This window comes from Ammoniphilus soli, assembly GCF_040813775.1.
Genome location: NZ_JBEGDL010000045.1, coordinates 17,840 through 37,266 on the forward strand (window position 1 = coordinate 17,840; position 19,427 = coordinate 37,266).

Annotated in this window: 19 protein-coding genes and 2 pseudogenes; 19 read left to right on the forward strand and 2 right to left on the reverse strand. The window is 43.7% G+C overall.

The window, feature by feature from the left end:
• Positions 1-8: 8 nt before the first annotated feature.
• From ABLT31_RS34290 to ABLT31_RS34355, 14 genes and pseudogenes are all read left to right on the forward strand, one after another.
• The gene (locus ABLT31_RS34290) at positions 9-851 is read left to right on the forward strand and encodes a fumarate hydratase (RefSeq protein ID WP_367760157.1); all 843 of its coding nucleotides are present in this window, start codon (positions 9-11) and stop codon (positions 849-851) included.
• A 9-nt stretch (positions 852-860) separates the two neighbouring features.
• Positions 861-1,418: a Fe-S-containing hydro-lyase gene (locus ABLT31_RS34295; RefSeq protein WP_367760158.1), complete on the forward strand. Its 558-nt coding sequence runs from the start codon at positions 861-863 to the stop codon at positions 1,416-1,418.
• A 195-nt stretch (positions 1,419-1,613) separates the two neighbouring features.
• Positions 1,614-2,792: a CaiB/BaiF CoA transferase family protein gene (locus ABLT31_RS34300; protein WP_367760159.1), complete on the forward strand. Its 1,179-nt coding sequence runs from the start codon at positions 1,614-1,616 to the stop codon at positions 2,790-2,792.
• Positions 2,793-2,915: 123 nt separating this feature from the next.
• Positions 2,916-3,809 carry an HpcH/HpaI aldolase/citrate lyase family protein gene (locus ABLT31_RS34305; protein WP_367760160.1) on the forward strand — a complete coding sequence of 298 codons (894 nt, stop codon included), beginning with the start codon at positions 2,916-2,918 and terminating at the stop codon, positions 3,807-3,809.
• 58 nt (positions 3,810-3,867) lie between these two features.
• A complete protein-coding gene (locus tag ABLT31_RS34310) occupies positions 3,868-4,917 on the forward strand; it encodes a DctP family TRAP transporter solute-binding subunit (RefSeq protein ID WP_367760161.1) in 1,050 nt (349 codons plus the stop codon).
• Positions 4,918-4,980: 63 nt separating this feature from the next.
• Entirely contained in the window at positions 4,981-5,523 is a 543-nt protein-coding gene (locus ABLT31_RS34315) for a TRAP transporter small permease (protein ID WP_367760162.1), read from the forward strand.
• On the forward strand, positions 5,504-6,775 hold the full coding sequence (locus ABLT31_RS34320; RefSeq protein WP_367760163.1) for a TRAP transporter large permease: 1,272 nt from the start codon (positions 5,504-5,506) through the stop codon (positions 6,773-6,775). The genes ABLT31_RS34315 and ABLT31_RS34320 overlap by 20 nt, the downstream gene beginning before the upstream one ends.
• Positions 6,776-6,980: 205 nt before the next feature.
• Positions 6,981-7,763 carry an enoyl-CoA hydratase/isomerase family protein gene (locus tag ABLT31_RS34325; protein WP_367760164.1) on the forward strand — a complete coding sequence of 261 codons (783 nt, stop codon included), beginning with the start codon at positions 6,981-6,983 and terminating at the stop codon, positions 7,761-7,763.
• A 90-nt stretch (positions 7,764-7,853) separates the two neighbouring features.
• Positions 7,854-9,011, forward strand: coding sequence for an acyl-CoA dehydrogenase family protein (locus ABLT31_RS34330; protein ID WP_367760165.1), 1,158 nt, complete (start codon positions 7,854-7,856; stop codon positions 9,009-9,011).
• Between the two features lie 19 nt (positions 9,012-9,030).
• Positions 9,031-9,894 (forward strand): hydroxymethylglutaryl-CoA lyase, encoded by an 864-nt coding sequence (locus ABLT31_RS34335; RefSeq protein ID WP_367760166.1) that lies wholly within the window; start codon positions 9,031-9,033, stop codon positions 9,892-9,894.
• A 49-nt stretch (positions 9,895-9,943) separates the two neighbouring features.
• Positions 9,944-10,711 (forward strand): electron transfer flavoprotein subunit beta/FixA family protein, encoded by a 768-nt coding sequence (locus ABLT31_RS34340; protein WP_367760167.1) that lies wholly within the window; start codon positions 9,944-9,946, stop codon positions 10,709-10,711.
• A gap of 15 nt (positions 10,712-10,726) precedes the next feature.
• Entirely contained in the window at positions 10,727-11,704 is a 978-nt protein-coding gene (locus tag ABLT31_RS34345; protein WP_367760168.1) for an electron transfer flavoprotein subunit alpha/FixB family protein, read from the forward strand.
• A 648-nt stretch (positions 11,705-12,352) separates the two neighbouring features.
• Positions 12,353-13,021: a GntR family transcriptional regulator gene (locus ABLT31_RS34350; RefSeq protein WP_367760169.1), complete on the forward strand. Its 669-nt coding sequence runs from the start codon at positions 12,353-12,355 to the stop codon at positions 13,019-13,021.
• A gap of 193 nt (positions 13,022-13,214) precedes the next feature.
• Positions 13,215-13,484: pseudogene (locus ABLT31_RS34355) on the forward strand (PaaI family thioesterase); the annotation flags it as partial.
• Here the strand turns inward: ABLT31_RS34355 and ABLT31_RS34360 are convergent.
• A pseudogene (locus ABLT31_RS34360) lies at positions 13,456-13,515 on the reverse strand (hypothetical protein); the annotation flags it as partial. The pseudogenes ABLT31_RS34355 and ABLT31_RS34360 overlap by 29 nt on opposite strands.
• A gap of 316 nt (positions 13,516-13,831) precedes the next feature.
• Between ABLT31_RS34360 and ABLT31_RS34365 the strand changes: the two are divergent.
• The 5 genes from ABLT31_RS34365 to ABLT31_RS34385 all read left to right on the forward strand — a co-directional run bounded on the left by ABLT31_RS34365 (position 13,832) and on the right by ABLT31_RS34385 (position 18,637).
• Positions 13,832-15,895 (forward strand): (Fe-S)-binding protein, encoded by a 2,064-nt coding sequence (locus ABLT31_RS34365; RefSeq protein ID WP_367760170.1) that lies wholly within the window; start codon positions 13,832-13,834, stop codon positions 15,893-15,895.
• A gap of 253 nt (positions 15,896-16,148) precedes the next feature.
• Positions 16,149-16,319 carry a hypothetical protein gene (locus ABLT31_RS34370; protein WP_367760171.1) on the forward strand — a complete coding sequence of 57 codons (171 nt, stop codon included), beginning with the start codon at positions 16,149-16,151 and terminating at the stop codon, positions 16,317-16,319.
• A 542-nt stretch (positions 16,320-16,861) separates the two neighbouring features.
• Positions 16,862-17,659 (forward strand): hypothetical protein, encoded by a 798-nt coding sequence (locus ABLT31_RS34375; RefSeq protein ID WP_367760172.1) that lies wholly within the window; start codon positions 16,862-16,864, stop codon positions 17,657-17,659.
• A gap of 330 nt (positions 17,660-17,989) precedes the next feature.
• Complete coding sequence (locus tag ABLT31_RS34380) at positions 17,990-18,250, forward strand: hypothetical protein (protein WP_367760173.1); 261 nt, start codon at positions 17,990-17,992, stop codon at positions 18,248-18,250.
• 18 nt (positions 18,251-18,268) lie between these two features.
• Positions 18,269-18,637, forward strand: a complete 369-nt coding sequence (locus ABLT31_RS34385) for an aspartyl protease family protein (RefSeq protein ID WP_367760174.1) — start codon at positions 18,269-18,271, stop codon at positions 18,635-18,637.
• Positions 18,638-18,678: 41 nt separating this feature from the next.
• Here the strand turns inward: ABLT31_RS34385 and ABLT31_RS34390 are convergent.
• Positions 18,679-19,427 (reverse strand): tyrosine-type recombinase/integrase (locus tag ABLT31_RS34390; protein WP_367760175.1); only part of this gene is annotated, 749 nt, incomplete at its 5' end.

Consider the following 19,427-nt stretch of genomic DNA (forward strand, 5'->3'; position numbering starts at 1 on the left):
GTTCTAAGGTGAGGGAAGTCCATTTTAATGACATCGTTCATGCTGTGAAAAACTTATGCATGGATGCGAACTATCATTTAGGTTCTGATGTGGTTGATGCTTTTCAAAAAGCCTTAACCACGGAAGAGTCCGCGGTAGGAAAAGACGTACTGAACCAGTTAATTGAAAACGCCCAAATTGCCACCATGGAGAAAGTTCCGATGTGCCAAGATACAGGGCTGGTTGTCTGCTTTGTCGAGCTTGGGCAGGATTGTCATATTACAGGCGGGCGGTTATATGACGCTATTAATGAAGGAATCAGGCAGGGTTACAAGGAAGGGTATCTGAGAAATTCGATCGTGAAGGATCCTTTGGAGCGAGTCAACACAGGAGATAACACGCCGGGCGTCATTCACGTTGAACTCGTCGAAGGAGACCAATGTACCATTCATATGGCGGCCAAAGGCTTTGGCAGCGAAAACATGAGCCGGTTAAAAATGATGAAGCCGGCAGATGGGATGGAAGCGGTGAAAGAATTTGTATTGGAAACCGTTAAACTGGCTGGACCCAATGCCTGTCCTCCGATGATCGTAGGAGTTGGCCTTGGGGGGAATTTCGAAAAATCCGCTTTCCTGGCTAAGAAATCGCTATTGCGACATGTAGGCGAAAGAAATCCGAGAGAAGATATTGCTAGGCTGGAGGATGAATTAATCGAGAGAATCAATCAGCTCGGCTTAGGGCCTCAAGGAATGGGCGGACGCACAACGGCGCTGGATGTGCATGTGGAAGTCTACGCTACCCATATCGCTGGGCTGCCCGTTGCTGTAAATATTAATTGTCATGCAAGTAGACATAAGACGGCTGTATTGTAGGAGGGCAAAATGACAGTTAAACAGCTTACATTACCTCTTACTAGGGAGGATTTGATCGATTTGCGTGCTGGTGACCGCGTGGAATTAACGGGTCATTTATTTACGGCTAGAGATGCCGCACATAAGCGAATGTACGAGACGTTGGAAAAAGGGGAAGAGCTTCCTATCGATATTCTGGGCCAGACCATCTACTACGTTGGACCCACTCCTGCGATGCCTGGGCAAGTGATTGGTTCTGCCGGACCGACGACGAGTGGACGAATGGATAAGTATGCTCCGAAATTGATCGAGCTTGGCTTAAAGGGAATGATTGGAAAGGGCAGGCGCCAACAGGAAGTCAAAGAGGCGATGGTTAAGCATCAAGCGGTTTATTTTGCTGCGGTAGGGGGGGCTGCTGCCCTTATCGCAAGATCGATTAAGAAATCCGACGTCATAGCCTATCCTGACTTGGGTACCGAAGCGATTCATCGACTGGAAGTGGAGAGATTTCCAGTGATCGTGATCAACGATGTTCATGGAGGTGACTTATATCAGGAGGGAGAAGCTCAATTTCATATCTCATCTTAAGACAGACCGAGAACATGTGCGATGTGAAGGTTTATGAACCAATTATCATCAGAATAGATTGAATTTTTATTGACTTTCGAAATGTGAAGGGTTACTATTTATTTATTGGATCCAAGATACAGGATAAAAGATCCGTACATATCTAAGGGATTTAAATAGAAGCCCTCTCTCAATAAAAAAACTGGAGGGATAACCATGTTACCATTGGAAGGAATTACCGTTGTATCTCTTGAGCAAGCGGTGGCTGCGCCATTCGCAAGCCGTCAACTGGCTGATCTAGGGGCGAGAGTGATCAAAGTGGAACGGCCTGGCGATGGGGATTTTGCCCGTCAATATGATAAGACGGTCAATGGAATGTCCAGTCATTTTACTTGGATTAATCGATCGAAAGAGTCTATTACTTTGGATTTAAAAAAACCGGAAGGAAAAGAAATTTTAGCCAAATTGCTAGAGAAAGCGGATGTATTTCTCCACAATCTTGCACCAGGGGCGGTTGACCGTTTGGGATTTGAGGCCAAGGATCTTCAAGAAAAATTTCCGGGACTTATTGTGTGCAGCATCTCTGGATACGGGAAGACCGGCCCTTACCGGGACAAGAAGGCTTACGATTTGCTTATTCAATGTGAAGCCGGGTTGGTCTCGATTACAGGGACTCCAGACACTCCGTCTAAAGCAGGGATCTCCATTGCGGATATTTGTGCAGGCATGTATGCCTATAGCGGAATTCTTACGGCATTGCTGCAGCGAAAAGAGACGGGCAGAGGTGCGGTGCTGGAGGTCTCCATGCTGGAAGCCCTTGCAGAATGGATGGGATATCCGATGTATTATGCGGCATACGGCGGTAAAGAACCGAGTCGCACGGGATCAAGCCACGCGACCATTTATCCGTATGGTGCCTATCCAAGTGAAGATGGAAAAAGGGTTTTCATAGGGATTCAAAATGAGCGCGAATGGGAAAGGTTTTGTGAGCAAGTGATCCAACGACCCGAATTATCCAAAGATTCAAGGTTTGAAAATAATTTTAAGCGTTTCGAAAACCAAGAGTCCCTTCAGCCGATTATTGAAGAAGAATTTAGGAAGCTACCTGCTGAGGTGATTGTGGAAAGGCTGGAAGCCGCTCAAATTGCCAATGCGAGAATGAATACAATGACTGAGTTTTTTGATCATCCCCAATTAAAAGCAAGGGATCGCTGGAGAGAAGTGGAAACTCCGGTCGGGAAGGTAAGGGCTCTCGTTCCACCCGTTACAATGGAAGGCTTTGAACCGGTCATGAACCCGATTCCGGATGTAGGAGAGCACACGGAAAAAATATTGGAAGAACTGGGTTATGACACTAGCGCGATTAGCCAATTGCTAAATCAAGTTGTTGTATAGAGAACTGTTCTAATTATAGGAGGGTGAGCGAACTTTCTTAGTGTATAAAGGGCAGCTCACCCTATACCAAACCTATCTTGTGGTAACTCATATAGACGGACTCATGAACAGAGGAGGAGACTTATGGCTTTGATTCGCAGCTGGATGTTTGTACCGGGATCTGATTCGAAAAAAATAGGCAAGGTTCAGCAGCTTCCTGCTGATGTCATCATTTTTGATTTGGAGGATGCCGTAGCCTTAGCCGAGAAAGAATCAGCCCGGAAAAAAGTGAAAGAAGCTCTGGGGATTGAAACAAATAAGAATTACGTAGTGAGAGTGAACAGCACCGACACCCCTTACTTTGTCGATGACGTTAAGGAAATCGTGGGAGAAGGGCTAATGGGCATCATGCTGCCGAAATCGGAATCACGGGAACAAATCCTTCTTCTAGATGACCTTCTTGGGAAACTAGAGAAAGAACAAGGACTCAAGCGTGAGATCGAGGTAATCCCCTTAATTGAGAGCGCCCTGGGAGTATGCCGTGCAGACGAAATAGCTTCCGCTAGCGCAAGGGTAAAATGCTTGGCATTCGGTTCCGTGGATTATACTTTAGACATTGATGCGGAATTAACCAAAGAAGGCTTCGAACTTCTCTATGCCCGCTCCCGTTTGGTTAATGTTTCCCGGGCGGCAGGAATTCAATCTCCGATTGATGCCGTCTATACGGATATCCATGACCTGGAGGGTTTAAGGAAAGAGACCACGTTTATTAAACAAATGGGTTTCCAAGGAAAATTGGTCGTTTATCCTAAACAGATTGGTGTAGTAAATGAAGTTTTCATGCCATCCAGGGAAGATATTGAAAACGCTCAAATGATTGTGTCTGCCTTTGAAAAATCGGTGAAGGAAGGACTAGGAGCGGTCCAAGTAAATGGTAAAATGATCGATTTGCCGGTTGTGGAAAGGGCAAAGAGGATAGTGGAAAAAGCCGAATGGTTAGCGGGAACCACTAAGAGTGAAACAGAGACATCCGTTTAGCAGCTGCATCATGCAAATTTATATATACAAAATCTAATGGGGAAAAGAGGAAGAGAACATGAAAAAATTAATGAAGGTATCCTTCGTCACTATGCTTATGAGTACACTCATCGCGTGCGGAGGAGGAGGAGAAACATCCACGGCGAAACCTGCTGAACAGTCGGGAGGCCAGCAAGCTTCGGGTGAGCAAATTGTGATCAAGTTTTCACACGTAACGTCACCTGAAAGCGTGAAAGGCATGGCTGCTCAAAAATTCGCTGATCTCGTGAATGAAAAAACGGGTGGACAGGTTAAAGTCGAAGTTTATCCTGCTTCTCAATTATACGGGGATAAGGATGAGCTCGATGCCCTGATATCGGGTAACGTGCAGATGATCGCACCTTCCGTAACCAAGATGGTCAAGCTTGATCCCCGCTGGCAGTATGTGGATATGCCGTTTTTGTTCAAAGATGAGGAGCATGTGATGAAGTTCTTTGAAAGCGATTTAGCAAAAGATTTAATGCAGTCCGATCAGCTGGTAGGCAATGATATTTTAGGTATGGCGTTCTGGCAAAATGGATTCAAGCAATTCAGCGTGAATAAGCATCCGTTGAAAACGCCCGATGATTACAAGGGTCTGAAATTCCGCGCGCAAGCTGGAAAGGTGCTGGAAGCCCAGTTTAAGGCATTAGGCGCCGGGTCAGCAACGATCCCATTTGCCGAAACGTATGCTGCGCTTCAGCAGGGGACGGTGGACGGAACCGAAAATACCTTTAATAACTTCGATACGCAAAAGTACGAGGAAGTCCAGAAATATCTAACCGTAAGTAATCATGGCCGCATTGATTATGGAATCTTTGTCAACAAGCCATTTTGGGATGGAATGCCTGAAGATGTCCGCGGCAAGGTTGAGGAAGCTTTAAAAGAAGCGACTCAGTATGCGAATGATATGGCCAAAGCGGAAAATGACAAAAGCTTTGAAAACATTAAAGCGGCTGGAAAAGTGGAGATTACCGAGCTGACGGATGCAGAACGGGCCGAGATGGAAAAGGCCTTCCAACCGGTATACGAAGAGCTTGGTTCTGCGATCACTCCTGAGTTGATTGATGGAATTAAGAACTTAAAGTAAAACGGAAAGGCGGGACATTGGTCTGCCAATGTCCCCTCAAATAAACTATGGGGAGGGAATGACATGAGCCGCGCAAGAAAAATGTGGGATTTAGTGGAAGATGCACTGGCAGGAACATTCTTATCAGTTGGGATTGCCCTTATATTGTATGGAGTCGTTATGCGCTATGCATTTAACGAACCGAAGGCCTGGGTGGAAGAAGTGGCCAATTACACGATTGTATGGGGGGCTTTGCTGGGTGTTCCGATTGCCCTGCGAAATAATCACCATATTCAAGTGGATCTTCTTTACGATAAGATGCCGGATTCAATCAAGCGTTTTATGGATATCTTTTCAGGTGTAATGGGAATTGTCTTTTGCTTGTTTTATACCTACTATGGTTATTTGCTTGTCGCCAAGCGTTATACTTCTGGAATGGTTTCCATGGATGTGGGGATCCCCATGTGGCTTGTGTATATGATTTTGCCGATCTCGGGTATCATGTTCCTGCTTCGATTTATAGATAAGCTGATGATGATGTTAAAAGAAAAGAAGGCTCAGAAGGAAGATCAACCTGTGAATGTGATGAAAGGAAAGGAGGATCATCATGACGCTCGCATTGTTTAGTATTTTTGCCGTCCTTATGCTATTGAGGGTACCCATAGCCATTAGTTTAGCTTTATCAACCGTTTTTGTACTCATGCAGGGAAACTTCAATATGAATATGGTTCCGCAAAGGCTATTCACTTCTCTTGATTCCTTTCCGTTGATGGCTATTCCTGGATTTGTTGTTGCGGGTGTACTGCTTGCCCGTGGGGGGATTTCTAAATATTTAATTGACGCGTTAAGAACATGGGTAGGGCACTTGCCTGGCGGTCTTTCCGTAGTAACGGTACTTGCTTGTATGGTATTTGCCGCGATTTCCGGTTCAAGCCCGGCAACGGCAGCAGCGATAGGATCTATTATGATCCCAGCGATGATAAACGCGGGATATGATAAAAAATATACCATGGGCTTGATTGCTGCTTCGGGAACGCTTGGCATTCTCATTCCTCCCAGTATTCCTTTAATTATCTATGGGATAACGGCAGAGGAATCGATTGGAAAGCTGTTTATGGCTGGAGTAATCCCAGGAGTCGTTTTAGGCGGGATTCTCATCGTCTCTGCGATCTATTACGCCAAGAAGCATGGCTATGGGAAAGATGAAAAAGCAACGATGGCTCAGCGGACAAAAGCATCGATTAAAGCCATCTGGGGGGCTTTTTTGCCGATTCTTATCCTTGGAAGCATTTACACCGGTGTGGCTACTCCTACAGAGTCTGCGGTCATCGCTGTGGCTTACGCCATTATCGTCTCTGCTTTCATTTATAGGGAGTTGCACTGGAGAGATCTTCGTCCGATTTTGGTCGAATCGATTAATATCACCTCGATGATCTTTTTAATTATTGCGGCCGCAAGTTTGTTCGGATTATACTTGACCAATGCCCAGGTTCCTCAGCAGGTTGGGGCATGGATTGCGGAAAGCAATATGAATAAATGGGTCTTCTTTATCATTGTCAATATATTGTTTTTTGTGATGGGAGCCTTTTTGGAAGCGGTATCCATCATTCTGATCACCCTGCCGATTTTGCTACCGATTATCAAGCATTTAGGCATTGATCCCATTCATTTCGCTATCGTGATGACAGTAAACATGGAGCTCGCTATGATTACTCCTCCGGTTGGTCTAAACCTGTTTGTGGTAAGCGGTATAGCCAAAGAGAAACTGGAAGCTGTGGTCAAAGGGGTCATTCCATTTATTGTTCTGTTCATTTTTGTTCTTGCCTTATTGGTCATTTTCCCGCAGTTTTCTCTATGGCTGCCGGGCATGATGCAGTAGTTTTTACAAGGGGACTGGAAAAGTAATAGCAGGCTATGTCCTGTGATGAAATTTCAGTTCTCTATTGCTATGGAGATCCAAAGTGGGATTCTAAAGTAAAGAAAATATAAAATGTTATTGACAGTTTTCTATTTTTCAAATAAATTATAAATCACAGACAGATAAATTGGATCCAGAATACATTATCCATTAAGGAGTGATGAAAATGTCATTTGTTCGTTGGAGTAGAGTAGGTTTTGAGAATACCATTGCGGAAATTGTCCTTGATCGACCAGAAGCTCGAAATGCGTTTAATACCCAAATGGCCAAGGATTTAATCCAAGTTTGTCAATCGATTGCTGAGTCAGATGTACGCGCTGTACTTCTAACCTCTTCAAATAATAAATCGTTTTGTTCAGGAGCAGACCTTAAGGAACGAAATGGGATGACCGAGCAAGAATGGCTTGATCAGCATAAACTTTTTGAGGAGATGTTTTACGCCATTGCTGACCTTCCACAACCTACGATTGCCGTCGTCGATGGGTATGCGTTAGCTGGAGGTTTTGAGATGGTTCTCAATTGTGACATGATTGTGGCTGCAAACACGGCAACATTCGGCTTACCGGAAGTCACGCGGGGAATTATGCCAGGCGGTGGCGGTGCACGTTTATTGCCTAAGCGCATTGGGGTGCACCGAGCTAAGGAATGGCTTTGCACGGGACGGTTTGTCACCGCCGAAGAAGCGGATCGTGCCGGATTGTTAAATCGGTTGAGCGATACCGGATCTCTTAAAGAAGCAGCTCTTGAACTGGCAAACCTCGTGGCGAAAAACGCACCGATTGCCGTTCAAAATTGCAAATCCGCGGTAGACTCCTTATTTGGAATGAATGATGAGGAAGCGCGTACTGAAGAACTTGTTTACTATAATCGTTGCGTGGATACAGAAGATCGGCTGGAAGGTGTTCGTGCCTTTGTTGAAAAGTGTGCTCCACAATTTATCGGAAGATAGATTTAGAGAATATAGACAAAGATTCACTGGAATAGCATGAACATGAAAGCTTTAAAGAATTTATTTACATACGAACTGGAGGTTATAAATATGAATGATAATCAGTTTTACGATGAACTTCGACAAGCCGTACGTGCCGTTTGTAGCGATTTTCCGGACAGTTATTGGCGTGAGCTTGATGCCAGACGCACTTACCCTGAGGAATTTGTTAACGCGTTGACAGCCGCTGGGTTTTTAGGCGCTCTGATCCCTGAAGAATATGGCGGCTCCGGATTGGGGATTACGGAAACTTCCATTATATTAGAAGAAATTAATCGCTCCGGAGGAAATTCTGGCGCATGTCATGCTCAGATGTATACCATGGGTACATTATTGCGCCATGGTACCGATGAACAGAAGAAAAAGTATCTGCCCAAGATTGCCAATGGATCCTTACGTCTGCAGGCTTTCGGTGTCACTGAGCCTAATGCGGGAACCGATACGACGCAATTAAAAACGACAGCCGTTCGAAGAGGCGATAAATATGTGGTGAATGGACAAAAGGTCTTTATTTCCCGTGCTGAATACTCGGACCTGATGCTCCTTTTGGTGCGCACAAAACCGCTTGATCAAGTCAAAAAACGTACAGAAGGGCTTTCTGTCCTGTTAGTGGATCTTCGTGAAGCGGTGGGCAACGGTCTTACGATCACGCCGATCCGTACTATGATGAATCACGCAACAACGGAATTGTTCATTGAGGATTTGGAAGTCCCGGTGGAAAATTTAATCGGTGAAGAAGGCAGAGGATTCTCTTATATTCTAGATGGAATGAATGCCGAACGGATTCTGATTGCATCGGAGTGCATCGGAGATGGACGCTGGTTCATCGAACGTGCAGTAGGCTATGCGAATCAGCGGGTGATCTTCAATCGGCCGATTGGACAGAATCAAGGCGTTCAATTCCCGATTGCCAGAGCCCATGTCAATATTGAGGCAGCGGATTTAATGCGCTTCCGTGCAGCAGAACTCTATGACGCGAAGCAGAAGTGCGGAGCGGAAGCCAATATGGCCAAACTCTTAGCCGCGGATGCTTCTTGGGAAGCGGCCAATGTCACGCTGCAAACGCATGGTGGATTCGGATTTGCTGAAGAGTATGACGTAGAACGGAAGTTCCGTGAGACGAAGTTGTTCCAAGTGGCACCGATTTCAACCAATATGATTCTTTCTTTCGTTGCCGAACACGTTCTCGGATTACCAAGATCGTACTAATAGGGCAGAGGAGGACATGATGAATATTCCTAGGCAGGTTGAAATCATTGAAGTCGGACCGCGGGATGGATTGCAGAACGAACCGCTTCCTATTTCTACGGAACAAAAGAAGAAGCTCATTTTAGAGCTTTCCCAAACGGGGATTACCCGAATGGAAACCGCCGCTTTCGTCAGCCCCAAATGGGTGCCGCAAATGGCTGATGCCGACGAAATCGCGGTGTACTGCAATGAGTTGGGTATCACCTATATTGCCTTAACGCCGAATCTGAAGGCGCTGGAGCGCGCGATCGCCGCACGCGTCCCGCAAATCGCCGTATTTATAGGCGCGAGTAACACGTTTAATCAGAAGAATATAAATAAAACCACCGCTGAATCCTTAAAGGATTGCGAAACTATCTTTGCCCGAGCCAAGGACAACGGACAATTCATCCGAGCTTATGTTTCCATGGCCTTTACGTGCCCGTTTCAAGGAGAGGTTTCCTTTGCGGAAGTCAATGATGTCTGCCACCGATTTGTTGAACTGGGTGCCGATGAGATTGATATTGGAGACACGAATGGGCACTCCGATCCGAAAATGGTGTATGAACGTTTTTCCCGTCTGCTCGATCGCTATCCTGATACGGTGTTTGTTGGCCATTTCCATGACACATGGAATATGGCCTTGGCCAATACCCTAGCCGCCATGCATGCCGGCGTGGATAAATTTGATAGCTCCATCGGACGGCTCGGAGGGTGTCCTTACTCTCCAGGGGCCACAGGAAATCTGGCAACGGAAGACCTGTTGCTGATGTTATCTCAAATGGGCGTAGAGACTGGGGTTTCCTATGAAAAGCTGAAAGACATCGTCCCTTATGCGAAATCGCTGTCGAGTAGGTTCAAATAATTGAACGGATGTTCGAACGGGCTCACATGAACATAAAGGAGGAGAATCTATGAATATTTTGGTGTTACTCAAACAGACCTTTGATACCGAAGAAAAGATTTCCATTCAAAATGGGCGGGTCCAAGAAGAGGGAGTGGAATTCATCATCAATCCCTATGATGAATATGCCATCGAAGAGGCCGTGAAGATCAAGGAAGAAAAAGGCGGCGAGGTAACCGTCATCACGGTGGGACCTGCACGTGCCGAGAGTGCGCTGCGTACCGCGTTGGCGATGGGAGCAGATCAAGCCGTACGGATTGATCTCGAAGAAGGAGAAGTCGATGAATTCGCCGTAGCAAAATGGTTAGCAGCTGCCATCCGAACTCGTCCGTTTGACCTGATCCTCGGTGGGAATATGGCGGTAGATTTGGGAGCGGGTCAGGTGGCTGTCCGTATAGCAGAAGAGTTGGATATTGCTCATGTGTCGAGTATTACGAAACTATCACTGGATGACAGAAAAGCCACGATGGAAAGAGACGTAGAAGGGGATCTGGAGATCATTGAGGTATCCTTACCGGTGTTAGTAACCGCCCAACAGGGGTTGAATGAGCCTCGCTATCCGTCCCTTCCAGGCATTATGAAAGCGAAGAAGAAGCCATTGGAAGTTCTTTCGATCGCGGACCTCGGCTTATCCTCCGAGGAATCGCAGGCCCGCACGACGGTTATCGATCAGTACTTGCCTGTGAAAAAACAGGCGGGACTCGTACTGCAAGGGGAACTGACTCAGCAAGTCAGAGAGTTAGCCCAATTACTTCGTACGGAAGCCAAAGTAATCTAAGAGGAGGGAGAACCCATGGGAAGAAAAGTACTCGTATTAACCGAAGTGAAAGAAGGTAAATTGCGCCAGGTTTCGTTGGAGGCTTTATCTGTTGCCCACCAAATCGCCGAAGGCGGAGAGATTATTGCGGCTTTATTTGGGGCGGATTCCGGGGACTGTCTTTCAGAGATACCCCAATATGGGGCTCAGCGGTTATATGTCAGTTCAGAAGCTAGCTTGTCTGTCTATACGACGGATGCGTATACCCAAGCGCTCGTGCAATTGATTCAAGAGGTCGAGCCCAACGTGGTCCTGATGGGACATACGGGTGTGGGGAAAGATTTGGCTCCAAGAGTCGCCGCCCGATTGGGAAGCGGTCTGATTACCGACTGTACGGGAGTCGAAGTGGTGGAGGGGAACATCACCTTTACCCGTCCGATCTATGCCGGGAAGGCCTTCCAAAAGAAGCGCTTCAAGGAAGGAATCATTTTTGCTACCCTGCGTTCCAATAACTTTGAAGTGAAAGAGTCACCGGCAGCGACTCAAGTGGTGCCCTTCCAGCCGACAATCCAGGATCTACGGACTGTCGTGAAAGACGTGGTGCGCAAAGCAGTTGGCGGGATCGATCTTAGTGAGGCGAAAGTGGTCGTCTCCGGAGGACGCGGGGTGAAAAGTACGGAAGGATTTAAAACTTTGCAAGCGTTAGCGGATGTGTTGGGCGGAGCCGTAGGGGCCTCTCGCGGAGCTTGTGACGCATCATATTGCGATTATGCCTTACAGATTGGACAAACGGGGAAAGTGGTTACGCCTGATTTGTATATTGCTTGCGGGATTTCCGGTGCGATTCAGCACTTAGCTGGCATGTCGAACTCCAAAGTGATCGTAGCGATTAACAAAGATCCTGAAGCGCCGATTTTCCAAGTGGCAGACTATGGGATTGTAGGAGACTTATTTGAGGTAGTCCCTTTATTGACGGAAGAATTCAAAAAAATCCTCCATGGTGCGGCAGTGTAGTGGCCTGTTTGTATACCTGTTATTTCTAGATGAAAGCCGACAGAAGGAATTGCTGGTTATTCGGCAAGGGCTGATGTCGGCTTTGTTTTTTCGTATGATTTTTCCAAGCGTAGAACTAAGGCGATAACCTTTATTACGCTGTCCTCACCCGGTTTATTCACTGTAACCTCAAATGCCTTCCAAAGCCGTTATTAAAACAGTTCCTTTTGTTCTTTCTATTAGCTCACATACTTATTTACTCCTAAAAAAGTAGGAGATTTTGACCATCTTATAGTTATAAAAAATGGGGAGAGATCCAAGATGTTTTATATTATGTATTCTCAGAATGAGGAGTTCATATGCAAGGATATCAATGAGGTGACCAGACTTTTAGTAGATGGCTATAGACTATATGGGTTTGCAGATAATGAAAGACAAGCTCATTCACTATTAGAGGAGTGCAAACATTATTAGTATGCAAAGCGGATTTCTACCAAAGGAGAATTATTAAGCTTATACTCCAGGTTTAAAATTATCCTTATTGTATAATGGATCCAAAAGCCATATAATATAATCAAGGCTCATTATAATTATGTTTTCGCTCATGAAGCTGATCTTGATAATACTTTATACTTTCGAATCCTATAAATCAAAGGCAGGTAGAAATCTATGAGTAAATTGGATTTGCGTTTAAATAAAACAGAATTAGAAACCGTCCATACGAAAGTCACACGGGTTTTACGGGAGGCGATCTTGCGCGGAGATATTGCTCCTGGTGAAAGGTTAATACAAGAGGAATTAGCTAATTCTTTAGGTGTCAGCCGAATGCCGGTTAGAGAAGCGCTCCGGAAATTAGAAATTGAGGGATTAATCACTATTGAGCCGCATCGGGGGGCGATAGTGAAATCGTTAAAAGTTGAAGATATTGAAGAAATTTATGAATTGAGATCCCAGTTTGAAAAAATGGCTGTAGAACAAAGTGCAAAAAGTCTTGGATCGGATGAAATTGCACAATTGGAAAGATTGATCATTCAGATGGACCAGGCTAAGGAAGCGGAAGAATTCGTAGAGGCAAATATTCAGTTCCACAATATCTTGATGAGTCACTGCTCGTGGAAACGGTTGGTGTTTTTCATTGAAACCTTATGGAATGGGTTTCCGCAACAAACGCCGCACATTTTGACGGAGCATACTAAAAAGTCGAACCAAGAGCACAAAGATATTTTGGAAGCAGTTAAACAAGGGGACTCCCAAAAGGCGGCAGAACTAGTATCTATACATATTAGCCGTACAGGGAAGGAATTAGTTGAAAAGATTAAAACCAATAGGGATGTGTAAAAAGAGGATTATGCAGACGCTCACGAAAGAACAATGGATTGAACAAATCAAGGATAAATTGTATTTATTAAATGGCCCTCAATTAGAAACGCTAAACCAGGCTATAAATTCATTACAAATAGCTTCAAACGAAAGATTTCATAACCTGGGACGAATCATGGGAATCGAATGGAATGAACAAGGTGAATTTCAGATGCATCTTGGGGCCTTTAATGCGAATACCTATGGTGTGGCGCAAGGCGGTGCGTTATACACATTAGCTGATGTGGCGATTGGGTATATGATACTTGAGCAATTGCGGGAGTCCCAAAAGGTATTTACATTGGAAATGAAGATGAATTTTATTAAAAAAGGGAAAGGTGACAAATTGACTGCAAAGCCAAAAGTTCTGCACTGGGGCCGAAAAACGGTCGTTGCACAGTGTGAGGTTTATGATGAAATGAGAAATTTAGTAGCTCAATCGATGGGAACTTTTTTTGTTGTAGATGAAGCAACCGGAGGATGAATGCTTTAAAGCCAACTTACGCAGTTCTACCTTTGCGTAAGTTGGCTTTATCATTTAAAAGCTTCGCAATGAAACTGTAATATTGGGAACAAATGCTTGCCATTTAAGTTACCGGATAATCCAGCTATGTCTGTGTTGAAATTTCTCTCTTAATTCTAAAGAGAGAATCCAGACTGTTGTTTTTAAAGTAGAGAATAAGACGAATTGTCAAATGTTATTGACAATTAATTGTTTATCAAATAAAGTATAAATCATAAAGGTTAATTGGATCCAGAATACATTATCCACTAAGGAGGTAAGAAGGAATGTTAGCTTTCCTTAATTTTATAGCCCTTATGGCTGTCACCGGTTATGCCGTCTACTTGTTTCTTCATATCGTTTACAGCCGCTATTTATTTGTGAAGCTCGGCAAGAAGTCCGCTTTTGAACCGAACCTTAAAGAACGGTTGAATGCCGTGTTAGTGAATGGGTTCGGACAGCGAAAATTGTTTAAGGATAAGAAAAGCGGATGTATGCACTTGATCTTATTTTATGGCTTTATGATCATCCAGGTGGGACTCATCGAACTCGTCATTAAAGGATTTAGTAAAGGGTATGAATTCCCATTCGGTGAGGCACACAAATATTTCAGTCTTCTACAGGAGTGGACGACCTTCCTGATGCTGATCGCCGTGGCATATGCTACCTTCCGCCGCTATGTGGAGAAGCTGAAGCGATTGCAATGGAGGCGCGATGGCAAAGTGGCGTTTGTTTATATCGGGCTGACCATTCTCACCCTGTCCATCCTGCTAGCGCTAGGCTTTGAAACCGTGATGCTCGGTCACGAACCGGATTTGGTCTATGCTCCCTTCTCCGGAGTGGTTGCGCTGGCGTTCTCCGGCATTGGAACGACAGGCGCCACCGTGTTGTTCTTTGTATTCTGGTGGGTTCACATGCTAATCGTGCTATCCTTCATGGTCTTCGTTCCGCAGTCCAAGCAAGCGCATGAGCTATTTGCCATGTTCAATATCTTTTTCAAGAAAGTCGGACCTGTAGGGAAGTTAAGCAAGATTGATTTTGAAGATGAAGATGTAGAGGAATATGGGGTTGGGAAAGTCGAGAACTTTACCCAGCAGCAGCTGATCGATCTTTACGCCTGTGCGGAATGCGGACGATGCACGAATATGTGCCCCGCTTCCGGAACGGGCAAGACCTTATCCCCGATGGATCTCATCGTGAAGATGAGGGATCACCTGACGGAAAAAGGAGCTGCGATCACTTCACGGTCTCCTTGGATGCCGGATTTTGCCTTCAAGAACACGCAAGCCAATCAACTGGCTATGCAGGGGGCTACATCGGAGGTGGCAGCCACCATTGAGTTTCCAAGCTTGATTGGTGATGTCATCACGGAAGAAGAGATCTGGGCGTGTACCACCTGCCGCAACTGTGAGGATCAATGTCCGGTGGCTAATGAGCATGTGGATAAAATCATCGATCTACGACGATACCTTGTGTTAACGGAAGGAAATATGCCGCACGAAGCGACGCGTTACTTCCAAAATATAGAGCGCCAAAGCAATCCATGGGGCATTAACCGGAAGGAACGCATCAAATGGCGCGAAGGCCGCGAAGATATCGTGGTGCCAACCGTGGATGAAGTGGAAGATTTTGAGTATCTATTCTTCGTCGGTTCCATGGGATCCTTTGATAACCGCAGCCAGAAAATTGCCCAATCCTTTGCCAAGATCATGAATGTGGCTGGGGTGAAATTTGCGATCTTAGGGAACGAAGAACGGAACTCTGGTGATACGGCCCGACGGATGGGAAATGAATTTTTATTCCAACAATTATGCCAGGAAAACATAGCCAATTTCCAGGCTTGTGATGTAAAGAAGATTGTGACCATTTGTCCTCATACGTATAATACCTTCAAACATGAATATTCGGAATTTGGTTTAAAAGCGGAATTATATCATCATACAGAGCTGATTTGGAAGCTGATTCAGGAAGGAAGAATTAAACCGGAAAAAGAAGTACAAGAAGCCATTGCATACCACGATTCTTGCTATATTGGACGTTATAACGACATTTATGATATTCCACGGCAGATTTTAAAATCCATTCCTGGAGTCAACGTGCTGGAAATGGAAAGAAACAAGCAGGATGCGATGTGTTGCGGAGCCGGTGGTGGAAACATGTGGATGGAAGAGACCCAAGGGAAACGGATCAACATTGAGCGAACGGAGCAGGCCCTTCAACTGAATCCGACGACGATTGGAAGTAATTGTCCGTATTGCTTGACGATGATGAGTGATGGAGTGAAGGCGAAGGAAGCGGAAAGTTCAGTAAGGACGCTAGATATTGCTGAAATCGTAGAGCGATCACTCTAGAATCCCTATTTTGGTGCTTGGAACGATGAAGGCCTTATGAGTAGTGTTTAACCAACCTGTATAACGCAATTTAGGAGATTAAACTCAACAAAGTCTCATATATCGCTAAATCTTGCTTTTCTATTAAGAAAGGCAAGATTTATGGGGTATTTGATACTCTACTATTAAATTCCACAACTCCGTCATAGGGAAGAAAACATCTTCCCTGTTTTTTTTAGGGCACCTGTAAGTAAATTTAATTGGGGGAGAAATTATGGAAAAGATTATTCAGCAGTTAACGAGCCATTCAATAAATTTAGAGAAAGTCATCCGAGAAGCAGAAAGTAATCGTTATTCGAAATTCAGACAGGATCTTGATTGGATGAGAGGAGTGGTAGAAGGGATCAAACAGAGCATAAAATTGATTAAAGAAGAGATGAAATAATGCTATAATAATGACAAATTGATTTGACCTCGGGAGGAGATTTAATACACTTGTAAGAGAACAATAAATTGAGACTGCTTCGGCAGCTTTTTTCTTTTATTGGACTAAGAAATGTAAAATTTGTTAATTGATACTGGATTTATGATTATATAAAAGAGGAGTTTTAGCTAATTCCAAAAGAATTAGCGGAAATAAAGCAATCCGATTGATTTTTTCTTATTTCTCATATAATAGAGTAACAAAACCTAGATTTTGTAATGGTAATGGAGTATATAAATAATTAGCCCTCCACCCTCGGTCTGCTCTAATTCCCTTGACAAGTACTAGAAAAAATCCATATATTATTTCGACCGGCCGTCTAGCGTTTGCTTTCGTTCCTAACAGAAACTAAGTATCAAAGAAAAGAATGTCGTTCTGTGATAACCTTTGACGAACATAACTTGCTAGATTGTTTTGTATGATACAATTTTAAAAGACAACACTTGGGGTTGTGTAATGCAAAATCATATACAACATGAGAATGTTATGTTGGAGAGTGATAAATGATGAAGAAGTTTATTGGGAATTTGGATGCTAAGCAGAGAAAGAACGAGTCTGACACACACGTGCTTGGAGAGGCTTCACTCCAAAGGAAGCGTGAGGAGTTTCCTGGAAAAGAGAATCTCATGAAGGAAGGCCGTTTAGAGGAGGCAGCAGCTGTCTTTACTCATGAGGGACTACAGGTTTTTTCTAAGCTTTTTACCAACAGTGTTGAAAACGCTATCGCTAGTAGACTTGCAGTTGTAGTAGAGCAAGCAGTCGAAAAGAAATTGGCAGAAGTATTAGAGGTTGCTGCGGTCAAGGTACGTCAGTTTATGGAGCAGATGGATCAGCAACAACAGGCTGTTGATATGAATTCAAATAGAGAGTCTAATAGGGATAAAGAAGATAAAGAACAGAGGCCTAGGAAATTATCTTTGATTGTCAATCCATCCATACCTGGAAAAAGTGGCCGATCAGAAACAGAAGAAACGGTGGAAGTCACCTCTGAAGAGGTGTTTAATGAAAAGATGGAACAGGAGTCGGTTAAAGAGGGATCTAATCTAGAAATCCAGGTAGATGAGATAGCTGAGAACGACAATAACGAAGTGATCAGAATGACAGTTTCAGAACAGGCGGATTTAGTTGCTCAATATTTACGAGAAAACGGCAAGATGAAAGCTAAAGAATTGGTGAGTGCCATAGATACTATACCATGGGGGAATAATCCATGGAACAAGTTGCATTACTATTGCCAAATTAACACACAAATCAGGAAAGTAGGAAAAGGTTATTATGATTTTTCGGATTCTGAGAAATGAGGTTGAAATGTAATAATTAAAGAGGAAGGGTAAGTACGTAAAACACAGATGGTGTTCATATGCCATTGAGGAATCTCTTGTGGTTTCACAAGAGATGTGTTTATGATTCAGCAGAATTTAGGCTTTTTTCTTGATTATAAAAGACTTATTCTTCATTAAAAATTTTAAAAATTAAATATTCATCTGAAGTTAGTCTTTACTATTTAAACCAGAGTCGAATTTCTTTAGAGCTTCTCCCTACATTTTTGTAAAGGTATCTTTTATCATTGTAAGATATAAGACCTTGTAGGTTAAAATGAAATTAGAAATTTTCAACGGAGGTGTTATGAGATGAAGTGGGCAGAAGTCCGTAATCGATACCCTGAACGTATTGTTTTAATTGAGGCGATAAAGGCTTTCTCAAAAGACCGTGTCCGAACAATAGAGGAAATGACTGTAGTTGAGGAGTATTTTGATTCAAAAGAAGCTTGGATTGGTTATAAAAATTATCATAAACAGTACCCAGAAAGGGAATTGTACCTTTTCCATACCGGAAAAGAAAACATAGAAGTTATTGAACAGTACTTTACAGGGGTGCGCAACAGGCTATGAAACTTAGAATGGGACGGCTTGCCACTTGTTTCTCTAACACTTACACATCAGCAGAAAAGCATTGAACTAGATAATATATTACTGGATACTGGATGTTCTAAGACCATTTTTGATACGGACATCCTGGAACAAATCGGAATTGATTTAGATCTGGTTAACGGTCAAACAAGAGTTATGTATGGTGTAGGTGGCAGAGGTGAACTTTGTTATGAACAAAATGTGGAAAATTTGAGTGTTGATTCATTCTTATTATCATCATTCCAACTACAACTTGGATTAATTAGTGAGTTATATGGATTTGACGGTATTCTCGGTGTTGATTTTATGATCGAGGCTGGTCTTAAAATTGACTTTAATAGAATGAAAATAGATTACCATCCTGAATAAGCCACCTCCATGGTGGCTTATTCAATATACTATTATGTAATTTAATCAATAAAACCCCCACGATTCATATGCTCCAAAGCTCTTTTTCGTTGAGTATTGGATAAATGGGTATAAAGGTTAGTTGTTTCTACAGATTCGTGTCCAAGCTGGTCCTTTACTAACACAATGTCCTTGGAATTCTCGTATAATCGAGTAGCAAAAGAATGGCGTAATTTATGGGCAGTAAGATTAGGTCCTTGGTAAGCATCTACATACTTTTCAAGCATTTTTTGAACCCCACGTATCGTCATCCTGCCGCTTCCTTTGCGGCCAACCTTTGATGGGACAAACAAAGGTTTAAAATCAGGGGATAAACCATATCGTTCACATCGAACTTCTAAATATTCCTCCAGATCAATCAACGCTTGCTCATCAAAATCTACGATATCCTCTTTATTTCCTTTGCGGAGAACATTCAAGGTTCGGTTGTGTCTATTGACATCATCAATATCTAAATTTACCAACTCTGAAATGCGGAGTCCCGAGCCGAGAAAGAGGGAAAGGATAGCGACATCCCTTTCCTTATTCACTCGATGAAACTGAATGACCCGGTTCGCTCCGCGGTCTTTTTTAATGTCTCCAGTAAGCTGTGACTCATAGACTTTTGGGTATCCTTCGGCCACAAATTGGATAAAATCCGTAAATTCATCTTTCGAATCATTGGTTCGAAGAATTTGATTTTCTATTTTTTCGGCTTTCTTTGATACCGAAACACGAACTGAAGCCATCTCCACTTTCGCCATGACATTCC